The following is a 25,974-nucleotide window of genomic DNA, read 5'->3' as shown; positions in this document are numbered from 1 at the left end:
TGCGCCGTGATCGGTTGCATTTCAAGTGCGCCTAAGGACTAGATCAGGATGGCGTCTCGTTGAATCGCCATCCTGATCTATCCCCTTATTGGAGCATGATCTTCTCCGAAAGCCGGCTCCCACTGTTCGGGATCATGCCCTAGGCGGCAGCCTGCGGGCGGTCGAAGAAGCGCAATCCGAAAAAGCCGGCGACGAAGCCGCCGATATGCGCTTCCCAGGCGATCTGGCCTTCTATTCCCGGCGCGAAGCCGAGCAGGCCCGTGGCAAGATTTATGACCATCCAGACGCCCAGAAAGGTCATGACGCCGCGCGAGCGCAACACCGCCATGATCGACAGGGGCTCGCCGGCGAAGGCCGCCCTGCCGGACGAACGGTCGACGCGGAAGCCATAGCGCGCCGCCGCGCCCATCATGCCGGAGATCGCGCCCGACGCACCGACCAGCGGCACCTCGCCAAGCGGATGCAGCGCCCAGAAGAACGCCACCGAAGCGAGGCTCGTTACTGCGAAGAACACGGCGAAGCGCAGCGTGCCAAATCGATTGGCCAAAGGCGAACCAAAGGCGGCAAGCCAGATCATGTTGATCAACAGGTGCGCCACGCCGCCATGCAGGAAAGCATAGGTGAAGGGGCTCGAAAAAGCATAGAAATCAAGATCGTAGCGCCCGGAGTAGCGAATCGGGACGAAGGCTGCTCGAACGAGCAGGGCAAAATCCTGGTCGTCGGTCAGCAGATAGACGCGCACCAGATGGACAGCCACACAGATGCCGATCACCGCCAGCACGGCAGGCGGCAGGTTGAACACGGGTTCGCGGCGCGGCGGCTCGGATGCCTCGTCCGGCAAAGGTTCGTTTTCAGTAGGGCTTACGGGCTCGCTCATGCACCCTTGCAGGTCCGGGACTCGGGGTTTCGACGAGCATGTAGATCACGCCCTTTCGAATCACAAACGGCTATTCGCCACAGCGAAAGCGCAGCAAAAGAGCGAATCGGAACAGGCACGAATCAAAAAGAAGGCCGTCCAGGAGTTCCCTGAACGGCCGGTCGAGTCCCCTGCTCCCCATAAACTCGTGACTGAAGTGCTGCCGATCGCTGCGAGAACGACCGTTTTTGGAGTGGTTTCGGTGTGCCACAGGCGTCAGCGGCCCGCAATGTAAACCATTTGTTAACCTTAACGACCCCGAGGCGTGAACAAACGTTAACGATACTGGCACGCATCCTGCTCCGCACCGCATGAAGGTCATCGGAGGGCGCCCTGTCTGTTCGCCGATGGGACATCAAAAGACAGGTTGTGCGGAGCGGAATGGACATGAAAGAAAAAGGATCGATCGCGCTGTTCCAATATTGGAACCAGCTGCGTGACGGCCGCCTCGCCCCGAAGCGATCGGAGGTAGAGCCGGCCGACATCAAGTCGCTTCTGGCCGATACCTTCATCCTCGAGCGCGACACGCGCGGCGAAGCGGTGTTCCGGCTCGCGGGCACAAGGCTCTGCGCCTATTACGGCCGGGAGCTCAAAGGCTTCTCCTTTCCGTCGCTCTGGCGCGAGAAGGACCAGCGGTTGATGTCGCGGCTGATGCAAGGCGTTTTCGATCAGAAGTCGGTCCTGCTGACGACCTATGAGGGGTTCAGCCGCAACGGCCGCTCCAACAAGTTCGAGCTCCTGTCGCTGCCGCTGGACGGCGGTGCGGAGAACCAGCGCTGCCTCGGCATCATCAGCACCGCCGATAAGCCCTTCTGGCTTGGCGCCGATCCGATCGCCGACGCGCTCATCGATACCATCCGGGTGATAGACCCCGACAAGGAGCCGATGTTCCTGAAGAACCGTCCGGCGATCGACGTCCCCTCGCTCGTTCCGACCGAATTCGATACGCCGGAGACCATTTCCGCGCTCGGTCGCGTGCGCCGCATCCGCCATCTCGTCGTCCTTGACGGCGGGCGTCACGAGTGAGCCCGGCCGTGCGGGATTTGTCCTTCCCTCACGGTTAATTTTTCCGCGTCGTGCGGACCTCCAGGCCCAGGCTTTTGCGGCCGATTTTTCCCGTTTGTTAACCTGCTTTGCTGTAGTTTTTTTGAGCGAAATTCCTCGCATCGTCGCGCGGAATGCCAACGGGGTGTAGGCAGTCATGAGGTCAGCGGCGGTAGAATATGCGCCGTCACGAGCTGAGCGGCGCAATTTCCAGCGCGTCCGCGTCAAGATCTACGGACGTTTCATGCTGGAAGACCGCACCGAACATCCGTGCCAGGTGATCGATATGTCGCCGGGCAACGTAGCGTTGCGCACCGACCGCATCGGCAAGCCGGGCGAGAAGGTCATCGCCTATATCGACCATATCGGCCGTGTCGAAGGGATCGTGACGCGCACGTCGCAGGATGGTTTCGCCATGACCGTCATCGCCTCCGACCGCAAGAAGGACAAGCTTGCCGCGCAGCTCACCTGGCTTGCCAACAAGCATGAGCTCGACCTCCCCGAGGACCGCCGCCACGAGCGCGTGGCGCCGCGCAATCCGATGAGCGTCCTGCAGCTCACCGACGGGCGCCAGTACCAGTGCCGCATCATCGACCTGTCGCTCTCGGGCGCGGCGATCGAGATCGACGTCAAGCCGGCCATCGGCGTCCAAGTCATGCTGGGCACGATGCGCGGCCAGGTGGTGCGCCATTTCGAGGACGGCGTCGCCATAGAGTTCGCGGTCATCCAGCGGCCGGAAACGCTCGACCAGGAATTCAACGCGCCGCGTTCCTGACATAAGCTCGCCGTAAGCGAACCGGCCCTTTGCGGCCGGTTTTTTGTTGCCTGGTTTTGCCCCGGAAGCAGGCCACCCGCGGGCGTCGGAGCCTTGAAAATCTGAATAGCTTACGAGCGCGATAGTTCAAATTTTATGTTTATTCTACTGGCGTTTTACTCAATATCTACTTCGGGTTTTTGCGTCAAATAAATCCCAACGTGGCACAGTCTCCTCAAACGGGGAGACTACAAGAATGAAAATGACGAGGGGCAAGCTGTTGCTCTTGGCAATGGCGATGCAGCTTTCCGCGTGGGGCACGGCAAGCGCGGGACCGGCTTTCATGCATACGGGTGGCCGCACCACCCAGCCAGTCGGCCACTATGATTTCTGCCAGCGCATTCCGGTCGAATGCAACCAGCGGACGCCGAAAGGTCCGCCGGTCGAGCTGACGCGCAAGCTGTGGGCGACGATCGTCAACATCAACAATTCGGTCAACATCCGCGTCAAGCCGCGCACCGATATGGAAATCTACGGCGTCGAGGAATACTGGGCCTATCCCGACAACGGCTATGGCGACTGCGAGGACTACGCACTGGAGAAGCGCCGCGAGCTGATGGCCGTCGGCGTGCCGGCCGGCGATCTGTTGATGACGGTGGTGCGCCAGCCGAATGGCGACGGTCATGCCGTGCTGACGGTGCGCACCAGCCTCGGCGAATTCATCCTCGACAATCTCGAACCGAAAGTGCTCGCCTGGAACGACACGGTCTATACCTATCTCAAGCGTCAATCGACGGAGAACTCGGGCGTTTGGGTGACGATCAACGACGGCCGCGAGGACGCGGTCGCCAGCGTCCGCTAAGGCGCCAAAGCGATCGGGTACGGCGCGGTTACGCGCAGCGGCGTGCCCAGGAAGAAAGCCCGGTCGAGTCCCCACCCTCCCCGTCCCCAACGACCGGGTTTTAGGAGCCGGCCCCTGTCCCCGGGGCCGGCTCCACCATTTCCGGCTGCGCGTCGAGGTAGACCATTGGGGGCTGGGACTGCCCTTTCCGAGCGAGCCGGAAGGGGGCAATATAGGCTGTCCATTGCGGATGAAGGCGATGCTGGAAGTCCCTGAGGATCGCGGCGCCAGACACCGGCTGTTCATGGCTATAGACGGCGCCTTCAAGGCGGGTGACTTCGAGGGGCTCGGCAAGGCGCTGGGCGGCTCGACGCGCTGGTTCGATGAGCGGATGCCGTTCGAGCTCGGCCTTGGTCATCCGCTCGAATATGCGATCTATTGGAGCCCAGCCGCGCTGATCGCCGCGCTTCTCGATGCCGGCTCCAATCCGAACTATGAAGATCTGGCCGGCTTTCCTTCGCTCATTGCCGCGTTGTCCACGGAACGGCCGGACCGGCTGGATGTCCTCCATATCCTGCTCGAGCACGGCGCCGATCCGGATATGCGCGGCGTGAACGACTGGACGCCGCTGCACTATGCGGTGTCCCGGCGCGACGCCGAGGCGATCCGTCTCCTGCTGCTGGCGGGCGCGGACCCGTCACTGAGAACCCGCATCGACGACTATGAGACGGCACTGGAAGGCGCCGAGCAGGCCGGCTTCGAAGCCGGCGTCCTTCTGTTGCGTGAAGCGCTGAACAACCGACGCCTATGACGGAGGGCGAAACGGGCCGCCGCCGTCACACGGCCTTCAGCTTGGCCTTGAAGCGTTTGGCATTGGCCACATAGTGGGCGGCCGAGACACGCAGCCGCTCGATCGCCGCTTCGTCCAGCGTCCTTATCACCTTGGCGGGCGAGCCGACGATCAGCGAATTGTCCGGAAAAACCTTGTTTTCCGTGACCAGCGCTCCGGCACCGACCAGCGAATTGTTGCCGATCCTGGCGCCGTTCAGCACGATGGCGCCCATGCCGATCAGGCTGTTGTCGCCGATCGTGCAGCCATGCAGCAGCGCCCTGTGGCCGATCGTGCAGCCTTCGCCGATGGTCAGCGGAAAGCCCGGATCGGTGTGCATGATCGTATGTTCCTGCACATTGGTGTCGGCGCCGATCGTGATGGGTTCGCCATCGCCGCGGATGGCAACGCCGAACCAGAAGCCGACATTGCGGCCTATCCGGATATTGCCGATCAGCGTGGCGTCCGGCGCAATCCAGTTCGTATCGGCGTCCTCGAATTCAGGCGCTTTCCCATCGATCGCATAGACCGGCATTGTTCGTCTCCGAATCGTCTCAACCAGCGAATTCGAAGGACCCTAAGTTCTCGGTTGCCCAGGATGCAATGGCGATGAGCACGATGCCGAGCGCCAGTGCCCAGACGATGGCCGTGCAGCCGCAGGACAACAGCGCCATCGTGCCGATGCGGCCTTCGCGGCGGGCGGCCAAGGCCTCGTTGGTGAGCATGAACGGGCCGGCGCAGGCCGTTGCCGCGAGCGAGCGCAGGATATGGACCGGCGAAACATAGGGCTCGGCAAAGGCCAGGCGCCGGCCGGACGACAGTTCCATGGCCGAGCCGGCCAGTCCGCAGGCCGTGACACCAACCGCAAACGCGTAAAGAACGAGCACAACAGGATCCATGTTTACCAACCGTTTACCATGAAAACGCACAGTCGTGCCAACGCGCTGCAAGAGCCATGCCGCGCCGGCTGTGCCGCCGAAGGACAGGCGGGCGGATCGAGGAAGAGCGAATGAGAGACGCAACGGCTGCCGAGAGCGCGGACTTCGAGGTCGTCGATTCGACCCTGATGAAGCGGGTCTTCTACATTTTTGCGGCGCTGGCGCTGCTTTCGGTCGCGATCAGCGTCGGCGGCAAATGGTTTGGACGGTCGATCGCCATGGCCGGCTATACGGACGACACGACGGTGCGCCAGATCGTCATGGGCAACAACCTCATCAGCGTTCCGGCAAATTTCATCCGCTTCGACCAGGCCAGGCGCGACGGCATCGCCTCGCGGCTCGATCTTTATCTTCGCTATCCCGAGATGGACGGCTACAGCACGGCCGCGCGCGACGATTTCAACCACACGACGACCAGGAAGATCATCTTCCTGTCGTTCGAGCCACGCATGATGTCGCGCGACATGAGCGGCCGTTTCGCGCCGATCTACAGCGCCCTGATCGAAAGGCCGGGCACGCCCGGCCCGGGCGGCACGACGGTTTACGCCTTCACGGAAAAATCAGGCTATCTCAACGAGGTGCTGGCCGTCGCCGAACGTCCCGGCAAGGATCCGTTCGTCGCCCGCTGCCTCAGCGGTCCGAGCGCGGAGGAATCGCTGGCGCCCTGCGAGCGCGACATCCAGGTCGGCGACGATCTCAGCCTCACCTACCGCTTCCCTCGCGAGTTACTTGCGAACTGGCCGGCACTCGACGCGGCGATCGCGGATAAGGTGGCGAGCATCCTCAAGACGGGTCACTAACGCTCGCGGCTAGCCGGCTACCCAACTGGATCATTTCGACGTGCAGCCGGCGTTTCAAACTGGCAATCTGGCTCAACGCTTTCGGCTGCACGGGCGCCAAGATATGGTCTGGCATCAGGCTGATAAGGCGCGCTAAATGGTCAGGCATGACCGATTTGATGCCTGCCTATCTCGCTTTCGACCTTGCCAGCCGCCGCCTGCGTCTCGACCCGCACGAGCCAGCCTTCGTGCAGAACCCCTACGAGGCCTACGCCTTCCTGCATGGCGCTGCCAATGCTTTCTTCTGGGAAGACTATGGTGTCTGGTGCTTTGGCGGCTTCGACGACGTCAACCGCCTGCTGCGCGACCGCCGTTTCGGCAGGCAGAACCCGGCCGGGATTCCAGACAGCCGGGGCGTCGGCGACGACCGCTCGCATCTCGCAGCCTTCGACGCGATCGAGGCCAATTCGATGCTGGAGCTCGAGCCGCCGGTGCATACGCGGCTCAGGACGCTGGTCAACCGCGCCTTCGTTTCACGCCAGGTCGAGCGGCTCAGGCCGCGCATCGAGGCTTTGGCCAACGAACTCATCGACCGCTTCGAGCCATGTGGCGTCGACCTTCTGCCCGCCTACGCCTCGCCCCTGCCGATCACAATCATCGCCGAAATGCTCGGCGTGCCAGTCGAGATGGGGCCGCAACTACTCGACTGGTCGCATCAAATGGTTGCCATGTACATGCATGGCCGCACGCGCGAAACGGAGGATACGGCGAACCGCGCGGCGCGCGATTTCGCGACCTTCCTGCGCGGTTACGTGGCGGAGCGGCGCAAGAAGCCGGGCGACGACCTGCTGTCGCTCTTGATCGAAGCTCAGGACAACGGCCAGAAGCTCTCGGAAGATGAGCTGGTGTCCTCGGCCATCCTGCTTCTCAATGCCGGCCATGAGGCGACTGTGCATCAGACCGGCAATGCGGTGCGCTCGATCCTCGCGCAAGGCGGCGATCCGCGCCGGTTCTTCGCGACACCCGAGGCGAATGTCGCGACCGTCGAGGAATGTCTGCGCTTCGACGCGCCGCTGCATATGTTCCTGCGCTACGCCTATGAGGAGATCGAGGTTTCGCCGGGCATTTTGGTCAAACCCGGAGAGATGGTGGCGCTGCTGCTCGGCATGGCCAATCACGACCCCCTGGGTTTTTCCGGACCCGATACCTTCAATCCGACCCGCACGGACCAGAAGAATGTCTCCTTCGGCGCCGGCATCCATTTCTGCATCGGCGCGCCGTTGGCCAGACTTGAGTTGCAGGTCTCGCTGAAGACGCTGTTCGACCGGCTGCCGGATCTGCGCCTGACGGAGACGCCGCGCTTCCGCGACAGCTACCATTTCCATGGGCTGGAGAGGCTGATGGTCGCTCTTCGGGACAACCGCAAATGAAATTCGCATTCCTGCAGGAACCTCCCTTCTGCTTCACCGATGCTTCCGGCGGGGTCGATGGCTGCGATACAAAGCTCGCCTCAAAAATTTGCCAGATGCTCGACCTGGGGGATTTCTCGCCGATCGAAGCGGAGTTCGCCGAACTGCTGCCCGGGGTAGCCGATGGCCGGTGGGACATGACGACCGGCTTGTTCGTCTCGGACGAACGCAAAAGGCTCGTGGATTTTACACGGCCGATCTGGTCGTTGCCTGACGGACTGATGGTCGCCAAGGACAATCCTCTAGGGCTGAAGGGCTACCGCTCCCTCGCCCAGAACCCTTCAGTGATACTTGCCGTGATATCGGGTCAGATCCAGCATCAAACCGCGTTGCAAAACGGTGTTGCGCCCGATCGGGTCAGGATATTCGCCACGCAGGCGCAGGCGGCAGAGGCAGTGGTGAATGGTGCGGTGCAGGCTTATGCCAGCGTCGCCATGGCACACCGAGGGTACATTGCCCAGCGACCCGCTGTGCGGCCGGACGTCGTCGACATCCCCGCATCCGAGAAGCAGCCCGCAGCGGGCGCATTCGCGTTGGCCAGAAGCAGCAGCGCGCTGCGCCAGCGGATCGATCGATGCCTGGGCGATCTGATCGGTAGTCCCTGGCACCGGAAGATGATGAGCGAATATGGCTTTTCCGACGACGATATCGACCGGCTGCTCTGAGCGCGGCTGCGAAGCACTAAAGCTTGATGACATACTCCTTGCGCGTCGTCTCGAGCACTTCCCACGTGCCCTTGAATCCGGGCCTCAGCACGAAGCTGTCGCCGGCCCGCACGGTGCGCGCCTCGCCGCCATCCTCGGCGATCACCGAGACGCCGGACAGGATGTGGCAGAACTCCCATTCGTCGTAGACGATGCGCCATTTGCCGGGCGTCGCTTCCCAGACGCCGGCATAGAGGCCGCCGTCGCGCTCCTCGACATTCCAGGTGCGGAATTTCGGATCGCCCGACAACAAGCGATCCGGGGCCGGCGCGCCGGCCTCCGGTTCCACGGTATCGGTGTCGACGGCAAGAAAGGCCGACATATCAGACCTTGCTCAGCGCCTGCTCGAGATCGGCGACGATGTCGTTGACGTCCTCGATGCCGATCGACAGCCGCACCGTGTCCGGCCCGGCGCCGGCCTTGACCTTCTGCTCGTCGGACAGCTGGCGGTGCGTGGTCGAGGCCGGATGGATAACCAGCGACTTGGTGTCGCCGACATTGGCGAGATGCGAGAACAGCTCCAGCGCCTCGACGAATTTGACACCGGCCTCGTAGCCGCCCTTGAGGCCGAAGGTGAAGACGGCGCCCGCACCCTGCGGCGAGTATTTCTTCTGCAACGCATTGTTCTTGTCGCCGGGAAGGCCGGGATAATTCACCCAGGCAACCTTGGGATGGTTGGAGAGCCAGCCTGCGACGCTCGCCGCATTGTCGCAATGACGCTGCATGCGCAGCGGCAAGGTCTCCAGGCCGGTCAGGATCAGGAACGCGTTGAAAGGCGAGATCGCCGGGCCAAGGTCACGCAGGCCGAGCACGCGCGCGGCGATGGCGAAGGCAAAATTGCCGAAGGTCTCGTGTAGGACGAGGCCGCCATATTCGGGCCGCGGCTCCGACAGCATCGGATATTTGCCTGACTTCGACCAGTCGAACGTGCCGCCGTCAACAATGACGCCGCCGATCGAATTGCCATGGCCGCCGATGAACTTGGTCAGCGAATGCACGACGATGTCGGCGCCATGCTCGATCGGCCGCACCAGATAGGGCGAGGCCAGCGTGTTGTCGACGATCATCGGCAGGCCGTGCCTGCGGGCGATGTCACCGATCTTCTCGATGTCGACGAAAACGCCGCCCGGATTGGCGAGGCTCTCGATGAAGATCGCCTTGGTCCTGTCGTCGATCTGGCTCTCGAAGGTCGAGAGGTCATTGACGTCGGCCCAGCGCACTTCCCAGCCGTAATTCTTGAAGGCGTGCCCGAACTGGTTGATCGAACCGCCATAGAGCTTGTTGGCGGCGATGAAATTGTCGCCCGGCTGCATCAGATTGTGGAAGACGATCACCTGCGCGGCATGGCCGGAAGCGACCGTAAGCGCGGCGGTGCCGCCTTCCAAAGCGGCGACGCGTTCCTCCAGCACCGCCTGCGTCGGGTTCATGATGCGGGTGTAGATGTTGCCGAAGGCCTTCAGCCCGAACAGCGAGGCGGCATGGTCGGCGTCGTCGAACACATAGGACGTAGTCTGGTAGATCGGCGTGGCGCGGGCGCCGGTTGCCGGATCCGGCTTTGCGCCGGCGTGAACGGCTAAAGTGTTGAAACCGGGCGTACGGGTCATCGAAACCTTCCCTCTCCTAACCTTGAAAATTGCTGGGCATTCTTGGCGAAGCCCGAGTTGGAATGCAAAGAAGAAAATACCTTTCGGTGAGCGATCTGCGACGAACGCCCGGAAAAATGCATTTCTTCCCGGAATAATTTTGCGCGAACCGCGACGCGCCTACTTCTGCCGAACGCCGAAGCTCTGGAACCCCTGGCGCATCAAGGGTTTCTTCGACGACAGAACGCCGGAGTTCACGCCGGTCCAACCGATCTCGCCGGACAGCTTGCCGTATTCGATCTTCGGGCAGCGGTTCATCACCACCTTGATGCCGGCCGCCTCGGCGCGGGCTGCCGCCTCGTCGTGGCGGACCCCAAGCTGCATCCAGACGACCTTGGGCAGCGGATCGAGCTTCAGCATCTGGTCGATGATGCCGGGCACCGCCGCGGATCCGCGAAAAACGTCGACCATATCGACTGGATGCGGCAGATCGGCGAGGCTCCCATAGACCGTCTGTCCGAGGATCTGCTTGCCGGCATGACCGGGATTGATCGGCAACACCGAAAAGCCTTTGGCCAAAAGGTATTTCAGCACGAAATAGCTCGGCCGCACGTCATTGGGCGAAGCGCCGATCATGGCGATCGTCTTCACCGAATTGAGAATGCCGGCGATGTAGGCGTTGTCGTAGCTATCGTGATTCATGCTGCGGTGGTCTTCCTGCGGTAATGGTAGCGATAGAGCTCGCGGTTGAAGCCGAGGGAGGCGTAGAGCGCGCGTGCGGGCGTGTTGTCGGCGACCACCTGCAGGCAACCGGCTTGAGCGCCCGCCCGCCTGGCCCAGCCGATCAGCCCACCGACCGTCCTGCGGCCGAGCCCCTGCTGCCGGAATCCGGCGTCGGTTTCAACCGCCTCGATGACGAGCAGGCCGTTGCGGATGACGCCAAAGGCAAAGGCTGCGATTTGGCCATCACGCTCGCACGACACGAATGCCCTGTCGCCCACGATCAAACCCGTCATCTCACGAAAGACGCGACGTTCCGCGCCGTCATAACCACCCGTGCGAAAGCGCGCCTCGAACCAGCGCTCGCTTGGCGCCTGGGAAACCGTGACGTCGTCGAATTGGCCTCCCGCAAGCGCGTCGATGTCGGCGTGGAGATGGATCGTGCCGCCCTCCCAGCCGTAGCCGCGACGGTCAAGCTCAGGCTCCAGTTCGGCGGCGATCTCGGGGACCCGAAACAGCGGGGCCTGGCCATGGCCGCCGTAGAACGCCTCGGCGGCGTCGACCACTCCCTCAGGCGCGCCGCGCTGGCCACGCAAGGGGTTGGCGGAGTTCGGCCGTCTTATCCGTCCGCCCGAGCGGCGAAACATCCATCCGAGAGCCACGGTCTCAAGCGCGGCAGGCCACGCCTCGCGACAGGCTTCTTCCACTTCCCAATTGAGATCTTCCCGGCTCACGCGCCCACCGCTACTCATCGACGTTCCGCAACGCCTCCTCCATAAACGTCTGAGGGTCGCTGCAGAAGTCGCGCATCATGCGAAAATGATCGGTGTCCTGGAAATCGATCGGGTCGAGGCCGAAGCGGCTGATGCGGAAGAGCCGCGCATTCGGACAAGCCATCAGCAGCGGCGAGTGCGTCGCCATGATAACCTGCGCGGTGCCGGATTGCGCCATGCGTTGAAGCAATTTGAGCAGCTCGATCTGGCGGGTCGGCGACAGCGCGCTTTCAGGCTCGTCGAGAATGTAGATGCCCTGCCGCCGGCAGCGCTCCTCGAAGAAGCGGATGAAGCCTTCGCCATGCGACCAGGAGAGGAAATCGGGCGGCGGAGGTTTGAACGGATCTTCGAGCGCAACCTTATCGAGATAGCGCGCTACCGAGTAGAAGGATTCAGCGCGGAAGAACCAGCCTGCGGTGACTTTCGGCAACCAATGGCCGCGCAGCGTGTCTGCTAGCGCCGCTCCGCTTTTGTCGATGGCGATGGAATGATCTACCGGACGGTAACCCTTGCCGCCGCCCGCCTCGTCATAGCCTGCCAATGCTCCGATCGCTTCCAGCAGCGTCGATTTGCCGGTGCCGTTCTCGCCGACGATAATGGTGATGGCCGAAGTGAATTCGAACTCGAATTCGCGGTCGCGGAAGATCGGCAGGCTCCAGGGATATTGCTCCCAGTCGGCAACGCGCGACGGCTCAAGCAGGATACGCTTGAGGTAAGGCGCTTTGAGCCGTGTCAATTGCTTGCGGGCAGCCACGTCGAACCTTCAGCGATAGAACCGCGCGGCTCCATTCAAGTCGGCTACTCGTCGGTCCATTCCGGCTTGCGCTTGCCGATGAAGGCGCCGATGCCTTCCTCGGCATCGCGGGCCAGCATGTTTTCCACCATCACGCGGCCAGTATAGGCATAGGCATCGGCCAGCCCCATTTCGGCCTGAGCGTAGAACGCCTCTTTGCCGGTCTTGACTACCAAAGACGATTTTGAGGCAACGGTTTGCGCGTATTTGTTGACGACCTGATTGAGATATTCGCGCGGTACGATGCGGTTGATCAGGCCGAAATCCTTGGCGGTCGCGGCGTCGATCGTCTCGCCGGTGAGCAGCATTTCCATCGCCTGCTTGCGCGAGACGTTGCGCGACAGCGCCACCATCGGCGTCGAGCAGAACAGGCCAATGTTCACGCCAGGGGTGCAGAAGGTCGCTTCGTGCGAGGCAATGGCAAGGTCGCAACTCGCGACCAGCTGCAGGCCGGCGGCGGTCGCAAGACCGTCGACCTCGGCGATCACGGGCTTCGGATGTCGCACGATGGTCTGCATCAGCGTCGCGCAGGCCGCGAAGGTCTTTTCGAAGAAGGCCTTGCCGCGATCCGGCTCGGCGCGATGTGCCGTCATCTCCTTGAGGTCGTGACCGGCGCAGAACACTTTGCCCGACGCCGCCAGGATAATGACGCGCACAGATTTATCGGACTTCACGCGATCGAACTCGGCCTGCAGCGCCGCCATCGTCGCCAGCGACAGCGCATTGGCCGGCGGGCTGGCGAGCGTGAGGCGCAGGATACCCTTGTCCTGGCTGACAAGAACGGGGCCGTCGGCGACGGCGGGCTTGATGGCAACGACTTCAGCCATGTCAAATCTCTCTTGGTCAGCACTCGCGGCGCATGGAGCAACAGAACTAGCACGGTGCCGGTTGAAGAACAGCCGCGAGACGTGTTTTCTCCGTCACACCGTTTGGTCCAGGCACATCGCCCGGAACTTGCCACCTCATATAGGACGTTTGCCCATGCCTGCCCAAAGCGATCTGAAGCCAATGCTCAATGCGGTGGAAGTCAACGCGCTGATGGCAAGCGTCTATCCGCAACTCAACGACAATTTCATCGCCTATGAGGCGATCGACGTGTTTCCCGGCGGCTGCACGGTGCGCCTCAACGCTGATGAGAGGCATCTGCGCCCTGGCGGCACGGTATCCGGTCCGTCGCTGTTCACGCTGGCCGACATCGGCGGCTATGTCTGCGTGCTCAGCCACGCCGGACCGGACGCGCTCTCGGTGACGGTCAACCTCGACATCAACTTCATGCGCAAGGCCGAGGCGGGTCCGATCGACGGCCATTGCCGGATCCTGAAGCTCGGCAAGAGCCTGATGGTGTTCGATATCGACATCGTGGCGGGCCCGGACGGGCACACTGTGGCGCATGCCACGGGAACCTATTCCATCCCTCGTAAGTCCTCTCAAACTTGATACCGAAGATAGATGTGTATATATATGCGCATAGGTAGCATTTGATCGAGCGCGACAGCCGCCGCATCATAAAGCGGTTGAGGGAGGACGGCTTCGAATTGGTTTCAGTTCGGGGTTCGCATCACAAATTCCGAAAAGGGGCCGTCGTGCTTGTTGTTCCGCACCCGGAAAAAGACCTGCCAGTCGGCACCGCTCGCGCGATTGCCAAGCAAGCAGGCTGGATCCGCTAGACCTGAATTCGCGTGCAATCGGGAGACTGCAATGAAGAACTACTTCGCGCTGGTTGAGAAGGATGCCGACAGCGCGTTTGGTATTCGGTTCCCCGACATTCCGGGCTGCTTTTCGGCTGCCGACGTACCCGAGGATATCGTGCCGAATGCAGTCGAGGCCCTCCAACTTTGGGCCGAGGATATCTCCGTGCCTGAGCCATCCAGCCACGAGGCGATTGTATCGCTTCCCGATGTCCGTGCCGCACTGTCGGAAGGAGCATATTTAGTTTCCGTGCCGCTGATCGACAATGACAGCGCTGTGGTCAGGGCTAACGTGACGTTCGAACGCGGTGTCCTACGTGCGATCGATGCCGCCGCGCGCGAGCGCGGCATTACCAGGTCCGCATTTCTCTCAAGCGCCGCCCGCAGGGAAATCGAAGCCAAGCACTAGCCCCGAAGCGGATGAGCTCTGGTCGGCTTGCGGTAAAATAATACCACCAATGCAAGCTATTGTTTTTTATGCATTTATTCACCTAGACTCTTTTTCCATTGCCTTGACGCCCAAAGCGCCCTCGCCTATAAGCCCTCCCGAAGCAGCGGCCCGCAACGGCCGCCGTTTTGTTATTGGCGGTTGGCTCCGGCTCTCCCGCCAATCCAAGCAACAAGAAACGCCTTTCTGTCCTTCGGGTCTGGAAGGTCCAACCTGAGAGAAAACCATGGCTACCTTTTCGCAGAAGCCTGCGGATGTGGTGAAGAAGTGGGTGCTGATCGACGCCGAAGGTCTCGTCGTCGGTCGTCTGGCCACCGTCATCGCCAATCATCTGCGCGGCAAGCACAAGCCCACCTTCACCCCGCATGTCGATGATGGCGACAACGTCATCGTCATCAACGCAGACAAGGTAGTGTTCACCGGCAAGAAGTACACCGACAAGGTCTATTACTGGCACACCGGCCACCCCGGCGGCATCAAGGAGCGCACCGCGCGCCAACTACTCGAGGGCCGCTTCCCCGAGCGCGTCGTCGAGAAGGCCGTCGAGCGCATGATCCCGCGCGGCCCGCTTGGCCGTCGCCAGATGAAGAATCTCCGCGTCTATGCCGGCGCCGAGCATCCGCACACCGCCCAGCAGCCCGTCACGCTCGACGTGGCCAAGCTGAACTCCAAGAACAAGAGGGCCTCGTAATGGCTGAGCTTTCCTCGCTCGCAGAACTCGGCACCGTCGCCGCGCAGCCGGCCGCGCCCGTGCATGTCCAGAAGCTCGACAAGTCGGGCCGCGCCTATGCCACCGGCAAGCGCAAGAACGCCATCGCGCGCGTCTGGGTGAAGCCGGGCTCCGGCAAGATCACGGTCAACGACAAGGAATTCGCGACCTATTTCGCGCGTCCGGTGCTGCAGATGATCCTCAACCAGCCGATCGTCGCGGCCAACCGCGCCGGCCAGTACGACATCGTCGCCACCGTCATCGGCGGCGGCCTCTCCGGCCAGGCCGGTGCGGTGCGTCACGGCATCTCCAAGGCGCTGACCTACTACGAGCCGGGCCTGCGCTCGGTGCTCAAGAAGGGCGGCTTCCTGACCCGCGACAGCCGCGTGGTCGAGCGCAAAAAGTACGGCAAGGCCAAGGCCCGCCGCAGCTTCCAGTTCTCGAAGCGCTAAGCGATACGATATCCAAGCTTACGAAGGCCGCCTCCGGGCGGCCTTTTTGTTTCCTCACCAGTGCCCGGCCGGCGTCCTGATGTAGTCGATGAAGGCGCGCAGTGGCGCCGGCACCAAGCGGCGCCCTGGATAGTAGAGAAACGGCCCGGAGAATTCCTGCCACCACGGTTCCAAGACAGGTTCCAGCGCGCCGCTGTCGAAATGCGGGCGCACCCAGTCCTCGAAGAGCCAGAGAATGCCGACGCCGGCGATCGCCGCATCGATAGCGAGATCGACGCCTCCACCGATGCTGACGAGCAATGGTCCCGTGGGATCGACCCGCACCACTTCACCATCCCGTTCGAACTCCCAGGGCGTGATGACCCCGCTCGGGAAGCGGCCGCGCACGCAAGCATGGCCAAGCAGGTCACGCGGATGCTGTGGCCGACCGTGCCGTTCAAGGTAGGCCGGCGCCGCGGAGGTCGTGAAGCGCTGCTTGCGCGGTCCGATCGGCACGGCGATCATGTCCTGCTCCAGCCGCTCGTCATAGCGGATGCCGGCATCGCAGCCGGCGACCAGCAGATCGATAAAGTTTTCCTCGGCGATCACCTCCAGGCGAATGGCCGGATAGGCCGCAAGGAATCCCGGAACGATTCTTGGCAGGACCAGCCGGGAGGCGCTGATCGGCACGTTGAGCCGCAGGGTTCCGGCGGGCCGGTCGCGAAAGCCGTTCACCACATCGAGCGCGGCTTCCACCTCGCCCAAAGCGGGACCGAGCCGCGCCAGCAGGCCGGCTCCAGCCTCGGTCAGAGCGACGCTGCGCGTGGTGCGGTTGAAGAGCCTGACACCGAGCTGGGTTTCCAGACGGCGGATGGCTTCGCTGAGCGCGGAGGCGCTGCCTGCCGTGGCGCGGGCGCCTTCGCGAAAACCGCCGGCGCGCGCCACGGCCATGAACGCCTGAAGATCGTTGAGATCGGTCGCCATTGTTCTCAATTCCGCACAAGCCGTACCGATTATACGCGATTATCAGGACAGCGGCCATGCCCTATCTCCGTCGCCGACAGCGAAGGAGAACCACGATGTCCAGCGTAAACCAATCCGGCACCTACAAACTCGGCGACCGCTCCGTCCGCCGCCTCGGCTACGGCGCCATGCAGCTCGCGGGCAAAGGCGTGTTTGGCCCGCCGAAAGACCATGACGCGGCGATTGCCGTGCTGCGCGAAGCGGTGGCGCAAGGCGTGAACCATATCGATACCAGCGACTATTACGGGCCTTACGTCACCAACAAGCTGATCCGTGAGGCGTTGGCGCCCTACCCCGACGACCTCACCATCGTCACCAAGATCGGCGCCCGTCGCGGCGAGGACGCTTCCTGGCTGCCCGCCTTCACAGCCGATGAGCTCGAACGGGCGGTGCACGACAACCTTCGCAATCTCGGCCTCGAGGTGATGGACGTCGTCAATCTGCGCATCATGTTCGGGGTGCATGGCCCGGCGGAGGGCTCCATCGAGGCGCAGGTCACCAAGCTTGCCGAACTTCAGCGCAAGGGCCTGGTGCGCCATATCGGCTTGAGCAACGTCACGCGCGCGCAGATCGCGGAAGGCCGCAAGATCTGCGACATTGTCTGCGTGCAGAACCAGTACAATCTCGCGCACCGGGACGACGATGCGCTGATCGACGAGCTGGCACGCGACGGCATCGCCTATGTGCCGTTCTTCCCGCTCGGCGGCTTCAGCCCGTTGCAGTCGTCAACGCTGTCCAGCGTGGCGAAGCGGCTTGACGCTACGCCGATGCAGGTTGCGCTGGCGTGGCTGCTGCAGCGCTCGCCCAACATCCTCTTGATCCCCGGCACGTCGTCGGTCGAGCATCTGCAGGAGAATCTGGCGGCGGCGGAGCTGGAGCTGTCGGCGGATGCGCTGCGGGAGTTGGATGGCGTGGCGAGAGCGGCGTGATCAGCTAATCTCCCCCCTTGTGGGGGAGATGGCCGGCAGGCCAGAGGGGGGCGCGAAGGAGCGCCAGCCTCCGTTACCTGCGAAGGGCCACAAACTGACGAAAAGCGTATTGCAATAAACTGAGATGCTGGCGGGACAGCGCGCCCCTCTGCCCTGCCGGGCATCTCCCCCACAAGGGGGGAGATGGCAGCTTCCGCGCCGGCTCTAATTAATGCTCGCCGTATGCGCGGGTTCTGTAGTGTACGGCACGCGATACCCGTTCGCCGTCAGCCATTCGATCGCCGCTTTGGGCTCGTCGGTCTGGATGATCGTCGCACCGCGGTCCACCCAGAACCCCCAGGCTTCGCGCGGCAGGCCGGCGGCGACGGCGAGTTCGTCGCCACGGCCGCCGGCGAGGAACCCGCCCGGTTTGTGGACGATAGCGTAGGTGTCGGCCCAGAGATGCCAGTCGCCGCGCACGGCTTCCGCGCGCATGTGATTGCTGAACAGCGGCCCGCCGGTCGATGTCAGCGTCTCGGCGCCGTTGCGCCAGTTGATCAGCTCGACGGCGCGCGGCGCGAAGGCCTTGTCGACCTCGGCGGCAAAGGCGGCATCATGCACGGCGTCGTCGGCGAGGATCGGCATGAATTGGAAGCCGCCGCCGGCTTCAGCAAGCGCCGCGCCCGCGGCATCGATGCGTTGCCGGTTCCAGAGGTTCTCCTTGACGATCACCTGATCGGCCATACCGAGATCGCGCGCCTCGGCGATCATGCCGGGCAGGTCGGTCACCTCCAGCTTGTTGTCGAGGTTGATCAGGATCCTGTCCTTGGTCGTCAGCAGCATCTCGCGCAGCGTCGACACGGTCTCGTTGGTGACGGCACCAGTGCCCTCGATGACCAACCGGCATTTCCTCAGCTCGGCCAGCGTGTAGTTCACGACCTCGCCCTTGCAGGTGGTCGTGCGGTCGAGCCAGCTGTCATGCATGATGACGAACGCGCCGTCCTTCGCACGCCGGACGTCGACCTCGACAATCTCGGCGCCGATTGCGATCGAACCTTCGACGGCGGCCAGCGAATTCTCGGCGTAAAGCGTTTTGCCCGCCTGCATGCTGCCGGCGCGATGCGCGGCGATCATCACATGGTCGCGCCACTGATTGGCATGTTCGAAGCGGTCGAGGATTTGGGCGGCGCGTGTCTCGCCGGCTAAACTCTGGCCGGAGATAGCGCCAAGCGCAGCGGACAGAAGAAGGCTCAGCCAGAGTGTTCGCATCGGGGAATCGCTCCGTTCCGGATCGGGACCCGGTTAGGCGATGCCCATGACAGGGCGGTGAACGAAGCCGGCTAGCTGTTTCGTATCGAAGGTCGTCAAATCCGCTTGGCAAGGCGCCGGAACCAGGCCAGCGCGGGCATCTCGACGAAGCGCCAGGTGAACCAGGACGCGACGATGATGGCGATCAACATCACGATCAAAGCCGCGAAGCCGATCCAGGGCGAGCCTGCGCCGAAGCCGGTCGCATGGTCGCCGCGCAGCATCAGGTCGCCGACGATGCCAAGCCCGAGCTTTCGCTCGACCAGGCCGCCGACATTGATCATGCGCGCCTGGACGAAGATGTGGACCATGTAGATCGAATAGGAAAGCGAGCCGAGCAGCAGCATCGGCCGGCTGCGCAAAACCGCGCTGACCCATCCGCCTTCATGCGCAAACAGATAAAGCGCCAAGGCGAAGACGACCGGCGCGGCAATGCCGATGTCGTTGGTGCCGGCAACGGAGACAAACAGCGCGATCCCCCCGATCATCGCCAGCTCGGCCGCCGTCCAGGCGAGGCGCCCCGCCCCGCCGTTCAACGCTTGTCGCGCCTCTGCAATGGAATCGTGCTGAAACCAGGCAAGCAGCGCGCCGAGCGAGAAGCCGTAAAGGCAGCGGATGAAGCCGAAATCGAAGGACACGTCCATATGACGGGTAGAGACCGCAAGCAGGAAAAGCGGCGCCGTCACGGCGGCGGCGACGAACCATATCCAGGCGCGCTGGCCCGCAGCGAAGACGACGGCGGCAAAGAGCAGATAGGTGAAGAACTCGGCCGAAATGCTCCAGCTCGGCGCGTTCCAGCTCAGATGGTCCTCGACGCCCATGCCCTGCAGGAGGAAGAGGTTGACGAGAAGGCTTTTGAGATCGAAGCCGCCCGTGAAGGGTGCCGGGCCGGTTCCGTGCAGCGCCGGCAGGACGAGACGCAGCGCCTCGAAGCCGGCGAAAGCGGCAAGCATCAGGATATGCAGCGGGTAGATGCGGCCGAAGCGCACCAGCGCGAAGCGGGCAAGGTCGTCCTGCTCGTTCAGGCGGCCGCCATAGGCGCTGGCGATGACGAAGCCGGAGAGCACGAAGAAGAAATCGACGAAAAGATAGGAGCCGCCGACAAAGGCGCTTTGCGAAATCATCGAGGTGGTCGGGAAGTGGAACAGCGCCACCAGCAGCGCGCAGATGCCACGCCAGGAATCCAGCACCAGGAAGCGCTCGCCGGCCATCGTGCCGACACGGGTCGCCGCGGGTGCGGGCGCAAGGTTGAGCAGAGCCGTCTCGGCCATAATGATACAGATCCTGTGTTGCCGTGGCACTCGCCGAGCGCCGCTTCCTATCCGCAAGCTGTGACTGGCATGTTGCGTGCCGGTTCTGTAGTTGTGGCTGCCCGATGAATACCGAGGATCCGTAATGGCGAATAAAGAAATCGACCACGCCTTCACTGCCCGCTCCAAGACGGGCGCGTCGCTTGAGCCGACCTATGCCGGGGCGCTGTCGTTCATGCGGCGCAAATACACGAAGGACGTGAAGGGCGCGGACGCCGTCGTGTGGGGCATTCCCTTCGACGCCGCCGTCACCAACCGGCCGGGCGCCCGCTTCGGGCCGCAGGCGATCCGCCGCGCCTCGGCGATCCTCGACAACGATCCGCAATATCCATTCTCGCGCGATCTGTTCGAACACCTCTCGGTGGTCGACTACGGCGATTGCCTGCTCGACAGCGGCAATCACCAGAAGACGCCGGGCACGATCGAGCGCGAGGCGGCCAAGATCCTGAAATCAGGCGCGTTCCTCCTGACGCTCGGCGGCGACCATTTCGTCACCTGGCCGCTGCTCAAGGCGCATGCCGCGATGCATGGGCCGCTGGCGCTCGTGCAGTTCGACGCGCATCAGGACACCTGGCCGGACGACGGCAAGCGCATCGATCACGGCTCCTTCGTCGCCCGCGCTGTCAATGAAGGCATTATCGACCCCGATCGCTCGATCCAGATCGGCATCCGCACCCACGCGCCGGATACGTTCGGCATCAAGATACTCTACGGCCACGAAGTCGAGGAGATGCGCGCCTCCGACATCGCCTATGCGATCGTCGAGCGCACCGGCGGCAAGAAGACCTATCTCACCTTCGACATCGACTGCCTCGACCCGGCCTTCGCGCCCGGCACCGGAACGCCGGTCGCGGGCGGCCCCTCCTCGGCAAAGATGCTGTCGACGCTGCGCCAGCTCGGCCAGATCGACATCGTCGGCGCCGATATCGTCGAGGTTGCGCCGGCCTATGATCATGCCGATATAACGGCGATCGCCGGATCGATCATCGCCATGCATTATCTAGGCCTGTTGGCGGAACGAAAGGCACGGGCGGAAGAGTTGAACAACGGCAATCATGCCGCGATAAGTCATGCTCACGGCATATGACATTGGAATTGCAGGGAATTTGGTAAGCGATGAAACCGAAAATCTTCATTGACGGCGAACACGGCACGACAGGCCTGCAGATCAGGGCGCTGCTGGCCGACCGCGGCGACCTGGAGATCATCTCCATCCCGACCGAGCGCCGCAAGGAGACCGCCGCCCGCGCCGAATTCCTCAACGCGGCCGACGTCGCGATCCTTTGCCTGCCGGATGCGGCGGCCAAGGAAAGCGTGTCGCTGATCACCAACGACACGACCAAGGTGATCGACGCCTCGACGGCGCATCGCGTCGCTGAGGGCTGGGAATATGGCTTCGCCGAAATGGACAAGGACCAGGCGAAGAAGATTGCCAGCGCGAAGCGCATCGCCAATCCGGGCTGCTGGCCGCAAGGGCCGATCGCGACGCTGCGGCCGCTGGTCACCGCCGGCCTGTTGCCGGCCGACTTCCCGGTCACCGTCAACGGCATCTCCGGCTATTCCGGCGGCGGCCGGCCGATGATCGAGGACTATGTCGGCAAGGGCGAGGACGCACCCGAATTCCTGCCCTACGGGCTGACGCTGCAGCACAAGCACGTGCCGGAGCTCCGCACCTATGCGAAGCTGTCGCACGACCCGATCATGCAGCCGGCGGTGGGCAATTTCGCGCAGGGCATGATCACCGTGGTGCCGCTGCAGCTCGGCGGTCTCGATCGCGTGCCGACCGGCGCCGAGCTTCACGCGGCGATCGCCGACCATTACGCCTCGATCGACGGCGGCGTGGTCGAGGTCGCGCCCTACACCCATATGGAGCGAATCCCGGAGATCGATCCGGAAATCTACAACGGCACCAACCGGATGAAGGTCTATGTGTTCGCCAATGACGAGCGGGCGCAGGCGCTGCTGATGGCCGTCTACGACAATCTCGGCAAGGGCGCGTCCGGCGCCGCGGTGCAGAATCTCGACCTGATGCTCGGCATCAAGCACTGAGCGGTCATGCAGGCGTTCCCTGAGCGCTGGAAGGTCAGCGCTCCCGAACTCATTGCGGAGACCTTTTCCAGCCGGATGTGGAAGGTACTGCGCGAGGATGGTTCGCCGGCGATCGTCAAGGATCTGAAGCCCTTCGACGATGTCGCGGACGAGCTGCGCGGCTGGCATTATCTCGCCTGGCGGCGCGGAGAAGGCGCCGTGCGGCTGCTTGACCGCGACGGCAATCGCATGCTCCTCGAATATGCCGGCGACAGGCTCCTTTCCGAACATCTTGCGGAGCGCGGCGACGATGCCGCGACCGCGATCGCAGCCGACGTGATGGCGAAGTTGCTGTCGCCGTCCGAGCACGCGCCTCCACCCAACCTGCAACCGCTGCGGGAACGCTATATGAGCCTGTTTCGGGCGGCCAAGACCGACCGGGATGCGGGGCGAACCAGCCTCTATGTCCACGCCGCGGATATCGCCGAGCGGCTGCTCGCGGATCAGCACGAGATCAGGCCGCTGCATGGCGACCTGCACCATGACAACATCCTCCTCGGCCCGCGCGGTTGGCTGGCGATCGATCCGAAGGGGGTGCTCGGCGATCCCGGCTTCGATGCGGCCAACATGTTCTACAATCCGCTCGACCGCGACGATCTCTGCCTCGATCCGCGCCGGATCGCGCATATGGCCGACATATTCGGAAAGACGCTCGATCAGTCGCCGCGCGCCATTCTCGACCACACGATCTCCTATGGCTGCCTGTCGGCCGCGTGGCATCGCGAGGACAAGAACGCGGTCGACGAGAAGCGGGAGTTGGGCGTCGCCGAGGCCGTTCGAAAGGTTCGCTCGCGATACTGATCGCTAGCCGTCAGCTTCCGACTTTTATCTCGGTCGGCAGCGGATAAGCGCCCTTGGTGCCGCGCCAATGCGCGGCGGCGAAGCCAAGCAACACAAGCGCGATCGCCTGATGCGTCAACGCCATGTGCAGCGGCACCTGCATCAACAGCGTGCCGATGCCGATCGACGCCTGGACGACCACCAGCGCGAACAGAAGCGTGGCCCGGCGGGCATGGGTGGTGCCGGGCTGACGCCGCCAGGTGGCGATCATGTGCCAGAGCGCCACGACAAAGACCGTATAGGCGCCCAGCCGGTGGACGAACTGCACCGTCTTCGGATTTTCAAAGAAGTTCAGCCAGGCGGGCTTCAGAAGAAGCAGATCGGACGGGATCACGCTTCCATCCATCAGCGGCCATGTGTTGTAGGAAAGGCCGGCGTGAAGGCCGGCGACCAATCCGCCGAGATAGATCTGGATCAGCGTCAGCAGCACGATGAAGCCGGCGAGCCGCTGCGTCGAGCGGTCGGCGGCGGGCTCGGAGTGCGGCGCGAGACCTCGCGCGACCACCATGGTGGCGGTGAAGATCAGCGCGGCAAGCGTCAGATGCGTCGCCAGCCGGTATTGGCTGACCGAGACGCGCTCGACCAAGCCGGAGGCCACCATCCACCAACCGATGGCACCTTGCAGTCCGCCGAGCGCCAATATGCCGAGGAGCTTAAGCCCGAGGCCGCGTTCGATGCGGCGCGTCGCCCAGAAGAACAGCAGTGGCAAGGCAAACACCACGCCGACGCTGCGCGCCAGGATGCGGTGCGCCCACTCCCACCAGAAGATGGACTTGAAGTCCTCGACGCTCATGCCCTTGTTGATCTCGGTATATTGCGGGATCTGCTGGTAGCGCTGGAACTCCTCCTGCCATTCGGCGTCATTGAGCGGCGGGATGACGCCGTGAATCGGCTGCCACTCCGTGATCGACAGCCCCGAGCCGGTGAGACGCGTGGAGCCGCCGACCAGCACCAGCGCGACCAGCACCAGCAGCACGACGTAGAGCCAGCCGCGCACCAAAGCGCGGTTGTGGAGGTCGCGGTCGCGTGCGGCATAGGAGGCTGTGGCGGTGATGGCAGCCATTTCGGTCTTCCGGCGGTTGAAACGCGCGATTGGTGGACCAAGGCCGCTCAACTGGCAAGACTGGACAGCGCGGCACGCCGTCGCGCCGGACCGCGACGGTTGCGCGCGCCTGTCATTCGGCCTAAGCGGAACCATCAACGAGATCGCGACATGCCCATTCGCCTGAAAAAGCTGATCGGAACCATATTGCTGGTGGCGCTGGTCGTCATCTACGCGCTGATCGCCTCGGCCGTCGCGATCACCAGGCTCGCCGAATACGGGCCTACGGCGCATCTCCTGTTCTTCCTGCTCAGCGGCTTTCTCTGGGTTCTGCCGGCCATGGCCATCATCAAATGGCTGATCATCGAGCCTCGGCCAAAGGGCTAGCGCAGCCTCGCCCCTCCTCAAGTCAAGGCGAGTTCAAACGCCAACGTGATTTATAAGTGATCGCGCATTGGCCTAGCTTGCCTGGCTTCATCGCTCGGCAGGGAGGGCTCGGCATGCTGAAGGCGCTGTTCACCGGAACAACCCTATTTGCCGCATCGCTTACCGCTTCGACTGCTGTCGCTGAAACGATCAATGTATCGGACGCTCACGGCGGCAGCGTCGCCGCATACAGCCAGCGCTGGAAGGGGCTTGCGGCGCGTGGCGTCAATGTGCGCATCGTCGGCAAATGCCAGTCCGCCTGCACCGTGCTGCTCGGCTATATTCCGCGCAGCCGCATCTGCGTGACGCCGGCAGCGAGCTTCGGCTTCCATCTGGCGCACCGCACCGACATGACCGCCGTTCTGTGGAATGCCTACGCATCCGACATCCGAGGCTGGATCAAGGCGCGTGGCGGGCTCGAGACCGAGCTCAAATGGATGAGCGCGCCGGACACCTACCGTTATTTCCATAAGTGCTGATTGCGCACCGGCTAGATGGTCACCACCATCTTGCCGGCATTGGCGAGCGGCGTGGTGATGCCGGACAGCATCGTGCGGATATGCGCCACGCTCTGGTAGCGGCCGTTGACGGAGATGCGCGGCAGCGCGTGCAGGAAGCCGGCATGCTCGGCGCGCAGCACACCGTGCCGCGTGGTCACCGCCGAGGCATAGCCCGCATCGCGGGCGAAACCCACCTCGCGGCAGCCGACCGCGCTGGCATAGCCATAGGGGTAAGCCAGATGACGCGGCTCCTCGCCGAGCTTTTCCTCAAGGATACGGCGGACGTCGCCGATCTCATGGCGCGCATCGGCTTCGGACAGCCGCTTCAAGTTGCGATGGTTGACGGTGTGCGCGCCGATGGTCACCAGCGGGTGGGCGGCCATGGCGCGGAGCTCGTCCCAGTTCATCAAGGTGCACGGGCGGCCTGCGCCGAATTCATAGCCGTTCGACCGGGCAAGCTCGCGCAATGCCGCTCCCTGCTCGTCCTCGGGCACTTCCACGGTCAGCCACGCGTTCAGCCGCGCGACGGCCTGAATCTTCCTGCCTGGTGTCGAGCAATCGATCACCGTCGGCTTGCCCGCCATCGTCAGCGTCAGACGCGAACTGGTGTCGACGATGTCCTCGATCACGTCCCACCAGAGTTCGACAGCGCCGTCGATCAGGCCGGGCGCGACATAGATGGTGATCGGTGCGTCGTGCTGTTCCAGGATCGGGAGCGCCTCGGTCATGTTGTCGCGATAGGCGTCGTCGGCCGTGATCGTCGCGAACTGGCCGCCCTTGCCGCCCGTCTTAATGCGCTCGATCGCTTCATCAAGGGAAACAAAGGCATAGCCTCGCCCCTTCATGTCCGTGATCAGCCTGTCGAGGAAGGCGGGAGCGATGTTGAGATGCCGGTTGACGCTGCTCGGCTTCTCCGGTGTCGCGGTGACGCGGTGCAGCATCAGGATAGCGCCGATGCCGCCGACAAACGGCCGCGCCAAGGGCGCCAGACCGGAGTAGCGGGCAAGGTTCAACGCCAGTTTCCGGATTGCCTCGCCCCCGTCGATCATTCCTTCACCTTTTGCGCCTAGGCTCAACCAAGCATGACATTCGCCTATGCGAACCCCCAAG

Annotated in this window: 32 protein-coding genes; 18 read left to right on the top strand and 14 right to left on the bottom strand. The window is 63.3% G+C overall.

Features of this window, described 5'->3' with window-relative positions; translation table 11 throughout:
• Positions 1–139: 139 nt before the first annotated feature.
• On the bottom strand, positions 140–877 hold the full coding sequence (locus MJ8_RS16060; RefSeq protein ID WP_201409873.1) for a rhomboid family intramembrane serine protease: 738 nt from the start codon (positions 875–877) through the stop codon (positions 140–142).
• Between the two features lie 426 nt (positions 878–1,303).
• Here MJ8_RS16060 and MJ8_RS16055 point away from each other — a divergent pair, with 426 nt between their 5' ends.
• The 4 genes from MJ8_RS16055 (at position 1,304) to MJ8_RS16040 (ending at position 4,366) form a co-directional block, all read left to right on the top strand.
• Complete coding sequence (locus MJ8_RS16055) at positions 1,304–1,942, top strand: PAS domain-containing protein (protein ID WP_201409872.1); 639 nt, start codon at positions 1,304–1,306, stop codon at positions 1,940–1,942.
• 175 nt (positions 1,943–2,117) lie between these two features.
• On the top strand, positions 2,118–2,735 hold the full coding sequence (locus tag MJ8_RS16050) for a PilZ domain-containing protein (RefSeq protein ID WP_040999862.1): 618 nt from the start codon (positions 2,118–2,120) through the stop codon (positions 2,733–2,735).
• 235 nt (positions 2,736–2,970) lie between these two features.
• Entirely contained in the window at positions 2,971–3,576 is a 606-nt protein-coding gene (locus MJ8_RS16045; protein ID WP_201409871.1) for a transglutaminase-like cysteine peptidase, read from the top strand.
• Positions 3,577–3,814: 238 nt separating this feature from the next.
• The gene (locus MJ8_RS16040) at positions 3,815–4,366 is read left to right on the top strand and encodes an ankyrin repeat domain-containing protein (RefSeq protein WP_201409870.1); all 552 of its coding nucleotides are present in this window, start codon (positions 3,815–3,817) and stop codon (positions 4,364–4,366) included.
• Positions 4,367–4,391: 25 nt separating this feature from the next.
• Here the strand turns inward: MJ8_RS16040 and MJ8_RS16035 are convergent, their stop codons facing one another.
• Positions 4,392–4,919 (bottom strand): gamma carbonic anhydrase family protein, encoded by a 528-nt coding sequence (locus MJ8_RS16035; protein ID WP_201409869.1) that lies wholly within the window; start codon positions 4,917–4,919, stop codon positions 4,392–4,394.
• Between the two features lie 19 nt (positions 4,920–4,938).
• Entirely contained in the window at positions 4,939–5,271 is a 333-nt protein-coding gene (locus tag MJ8_RS16030; RefSeq protein ID WP_412177063.1) for a DUF6949 family protein, read from the bottom strand.
• Positions 5,272–5,393: 122 nt separating this feature from the next.
• Here MJ8_RS16030 and MJ8_RS16025 point away from each other — a divergent pair, with 122 nt between their 5' ends.
• The 3 genes from MJ8_RS16025 (at position 5,394) to MJ8_RS16015 (ending at position 8,235) form a co-directional block, all read left to right on the top strand.
• Complete coding sequence (locus MJ8_RS16025; RefSeq protein ID WP_201409867.1) at positions 5,394–6,122, top strand: hypothetical protein; 729 nt, start codon at positions 5,394–5,396, stop codon at positions 6,120–6,122.
• Between the two features lie 146 nt (positions 6,123–6,268).
• A complete protein-coding gene (locus MJ8_RS16020; protein WP_201409866.1) occupies positions 6,269–7,531 on the top strand; it encodes a cytochrome P450 in 1,263 nt (420 codons plus the stop codon).
• On the top strand, positions 7,528–8,235 hold the full coding sequence (locus tag MJ8_RS16015; protein ID WP_201409865.1) for a transporter substrate-binding domain-containing protein: 708 nt from the start codon (positions 7,528–7,530) through the stop codon (positions 8,233–8,235). The genes MJ8_RS16020 and MJ8_RS16015 overlap by 4 nt, the downstream gene beginning before the upstream one ends.
• A gap of 16 nt (positions 8,236–8,251) precedes the next feature.
• Here MJ8_RS16015 and MJ8_RS16010 read toward each other — a convergent pair whose 3' ends face one another.
• The 6 genes from MJ8_RS16010 to MJ8_RS15985 form a co-directional block, all read right to left on the bottom strand.
• Positions 8,252–8,596 (bottom strand): cupin domain-containing protein, encoded by a 345-nt coding sequence (locus MJ8_RS16010; protein WP_201409864.1) that lies wholly within the window; start codon positions 8,594–8,596, stop codon positions 8,252–8,254.
• Between the two features lies 1 nt (position 8,597).
• A complete protein-coding gene (locus tag MJ8_RS16005; RefSeq protein WP_201409863.1) occupies positions 8,598–9,878 on the bottom strand; it encodes an O-acetylhomoserine aminocarboxypropyltransferase in 1,281 nt (426 codons plus the stop codon).
• 159 nt (positions 9,879–10,037) lie between these two features.
• The gene (locus MJ8_RS16000; RefSeq protein WP_201409862.1) at positions 10,038–10,559 is read right to left on the bottom strand and encodes a CoA-binding protein; all 522 of its coding nucleotides are present in this window, start codon (positions 10,557–10,559) and stop codon (positions 10,038–10,040) included.
• Complete coding sequence (locus tag MJ8_RS15995; RefSeq protein WP_225247945.1) at positions 10,556–11,311, bottom strand: GNAT family N-acetyltransferase; 756 nt, start codon at positions 11,309–11,311, stop codon at positions 10,556–10,558. The genes MJ8_RS16000 and MJ8_RS15995 overlap by 4 nt, the downstream gene beginning before the upstream one ends.
• A gap of 10 nt (positions 11,312–11,321) precedes the next feature.
• The gene (locus MJ8_RS15990; protein WP_201409860.1) at positions 11,322–12,104 is read right to left on the bottom strand and encodes an AAA family ATPase; all 783 of its coding nucleotides are present in this window, start codon (positions 12,102–12,104) and stop codon (positions 11,322–11,324) included.
• Positions 12,105–12,148: 44 nt separating this feature from the next.
• Entirely contained in the window at positions 12,149–12,970 is an 822-nt protein-coding gene (locus MJ8_RS15985; protein ID WP_201409859.1) for an enoyl-CoA hydratase, read from the bottom strand.
• Between the two features lie 154 nt (positions 12,971–13,124).
• Here MJ8_RS15985 and MJ8_RS15980 point away from each other — a divergent pair, with 154 nt between their 5' ends.
• From MJ8_RS15980 to rpsI, 5 genes are all read left to right on the top strand, one after another.
• Positions 13,125–13,580 (top strand): PaaI family thioesterase, encoded by a 456-nt coding sequence (locus tag MJ8_RS15980; RefSeq protein ID WP_201409858.1) that lies wholly within the window; start codon positions 13,125–13,127, stop codon positions 13,578–13,580.
• 44 nt (positions 13,581–13,624) lie between these two features.
• Positions 13,625–13,810: a type II toxin-antitoxin system HicA family toxin gene (locus tag MJ8_RS15975; protein ID WP_201415456.1), complete on the top strand. Its 186-nt coding sequence runs from the start codon at positions 13,625–13,627 to the stop codon at positions 13,808–13,810.
• A 31-nt stretch (positions 13,811–13,841) separates the two neighbouring features.
• The gene (locus MJ8_RS15970) at positions 13,842–14,240 is read left to right on the top strand and encodes a type II toxin-antitoxin system HicB family antitoxin (protein ID WP_201409857.1); all 399 of its coding nucleotides are present in this window, start codon (positions 13,842–13,844) and stop codon (positions 14,238–14,240) included.
• Positions 14,241–14,505: 265 nt separating this feature from the next.
• Positions 14,506–14,970: a 50S ribosomal protein L13 gene (gene rplM, locus MJ8_RS15965; protein WP_040983169.1), complete on the top strand. Its 465-nt coding sequence runs from the start codon at positions 14,506–14,508 to the stop codon at positions 14,968–14,970.
• Positions 14,970–15,440 carry a 30S ribosomal protein S9 gene (gene rpsI / locus MJ8_RS15960; RefSeq protein WP_040999876.1) on the top strand — a complete coding sequence of 157 codons (471 nt, stop codon included), beginning with the start codon at positions 14,970–14,972 and terminating at the stop codon, positions 15,438–15,440. The genes rplM and rpsI overlap by 1 nt, the downstream gene beginning before the upstream one ends.
• Before the next feature lie 54 nt (positions 15,441–15,494).
• Here the strand turns inward: rpsI and MJ8_RS15955 are convergent, their stop codons facing one another.
• The gene (locus tag MJ8_RS15955) at positions 15,495–16,403 is read right to left on the bottom strand and encodes a LysR family transcriptional regulator (RefSeq protein ID WP_201415247.1); all 909 of its coding nucleotides are present in this window, start codon (positions 16,401–16,403) and stop codon (positions 15,495–15,497) included.
• A gap of 95 nt (positions 16,404–16,498) precedes the next feature.
• Between MJ8_RS15955 and MJ8_RS15950 the strand changes: the two genes are divergently transcribed.
• Positions 16,499–17,371, top strand: coding sequence for an aldo/keto reductase family oxidoreductase (locus tag MJ8_RS15950; protein WP_201415246.1), 873 nt, complete (start codon positions 16,499–16,501; stop codon positions 17,369–17,371).
• A gap of 204 nt (positions 17,372–17,575) precedes the next feature.
• On the opposite strand, the gene MJ8_RS15945 is transcribed toward MJ8_RS15950, so the two are convergent.
• Together MJ8_RS15945 and MJ8_RS15940 are read right to left on the bottom strand one after the other, a co-directional pair.
• Complete coding sequence (locus tag MJ8_RS15945; protein ID WP_201415245.1) at positions 17,576–18,619, bottom strand: glycerophosphodiester phosphodiesterase family protein; 1,044 nt, start codon at positions 18,617–18,619, stop codon at positions 17,576–17,578.
• 95 nt (positions 18,620–18,714) lie between these two features.
• Positions 18,715–19,929: an acyltransferase family protein gene (locus MJ8_RS15940; protein ID WP_201415244.1), complete on the bottom strand. Its 1,215-nt coding sequence runs from the start codon at positions 19,927–19,929 to the stop codon at positions 18,715–18,717.
• A gap of 124 nt (positions 19,930–20,053) precedes the next feature.
• Between MJ8_RS15940 and speB the strand changes: the two genes are divergently transcribed.
• From speB to MJ8_RS15925, 3 genes are read left to right on the top strand one after another with little or no spacing between them, the layout of a single operon-like run.
• Positions 20,054–21,055 carry an agmatinase gene (speB, locus tag MJ8_RS15935; protein ID WP_201415243.1) on the top strand — a complete coding sequence of 334 codons (1,002 nt, stop codon included), beginning with the start codon at positions 20,054–20,056 and terminating at the stop codon, positions 21,053–21,055.
• Positions 21,056–21,084: 29 nt separating this feature from the next.
• Positions 21,085–22,017, top strand: coding sequence for an N-acetyl-gamma-glutamyl-phosphate reductase (gene argC / locus MJ8_RS15930; protein WP_201415242.1), 933 nt, complete (start codon positions 21,085–21,087; stop codon positions 22,015–22,017).
• 6 nt (positions 22,018–22,023) lie between these two features.
• On the top strand, positions 22,024–22,857 hold the full coding sequence (locus MJ8_RS15925; RefSeq protein WP_201415241.1) for an aminoglycoside phosphotransferase family protein: 834 nt from the start codon (positions 22,024–22,026) through the stop codon (positions 22,855–22,857).
• Between the two features lie 10 nt (positions 22,858–22,867).
• Here MJ8_RS15925 and MJ8_RS15920 read toward each other — a convergent pair whose 3' ends face one another.
• Positions 22,868–23,959 (bottom strand): COX15/CtaA family protein, encoded by a 1,092-nt coding sequence (locus tag MJ8_RS15920; RefSeq protein ID WP_201415240.1) that lies wholly within the window; start codon positions 23,957–23,959, stop codon positions 22,868–22,870.
• Positions 23,960–24,109: 150 nt separating this feature from the next.
• On the opposite strand from MJ8_RS15920, the gene MJ8_RS15915 reads away from it, so the two are divergent.
• Positions 24,110–24,325, top strand: coding sequence for a DUF2842 domain-containing protein (locus MJ8_RS15915; RefSeq protein ID WP_201415239.1), 216 nt, complete (start codon positions 24,110–24,112; stop codon positions 24,323–24,325).
• Positions 24,326–24,438: 113 nt separating this feature from the next.
• Positions 24,439–24,843 carry a hypothetical protein gene (locus MJ8_RS15910; RefSeq protein ID WP_201415238.1) on the top strand — a complete coding sequence of 135 codons (405 nt, stop codon included), beginning with the start codon at positions 24,439–24,441 and terminating at the stop codon, positions 24,841–24,843.
• 11 nt (positions 24,844–24,854) lie between these two features.
• Here the strand turns inward: MJ8_RS15910 and MJ8_RS15905 are convergent, their stop codons facing one another.
• Entirely contained in the window at positions 24,855–25,913 is a 1,059-nt protein-coding gene (locus MJ8_RS15905) for a polysaccharide deacetylase family protein (protein WP_201415237.1), read from the bottom strand.
• Positions 25,914–25,974 lie beyond the last annotated feature (61 nt).

The sequence above is a fragment of the Mesorhizobium sp. J8 genome (assembly GCF_016591715.1).
Lineage (GTDB): Bacteria > Pseudomonadota > Alphaproteobacteria > Rhizobiales > Rhizobiaceae > Mesorhizobium.
This window is presented reverse-complemented; position numbering and strand designations above follow the sequence as displayed.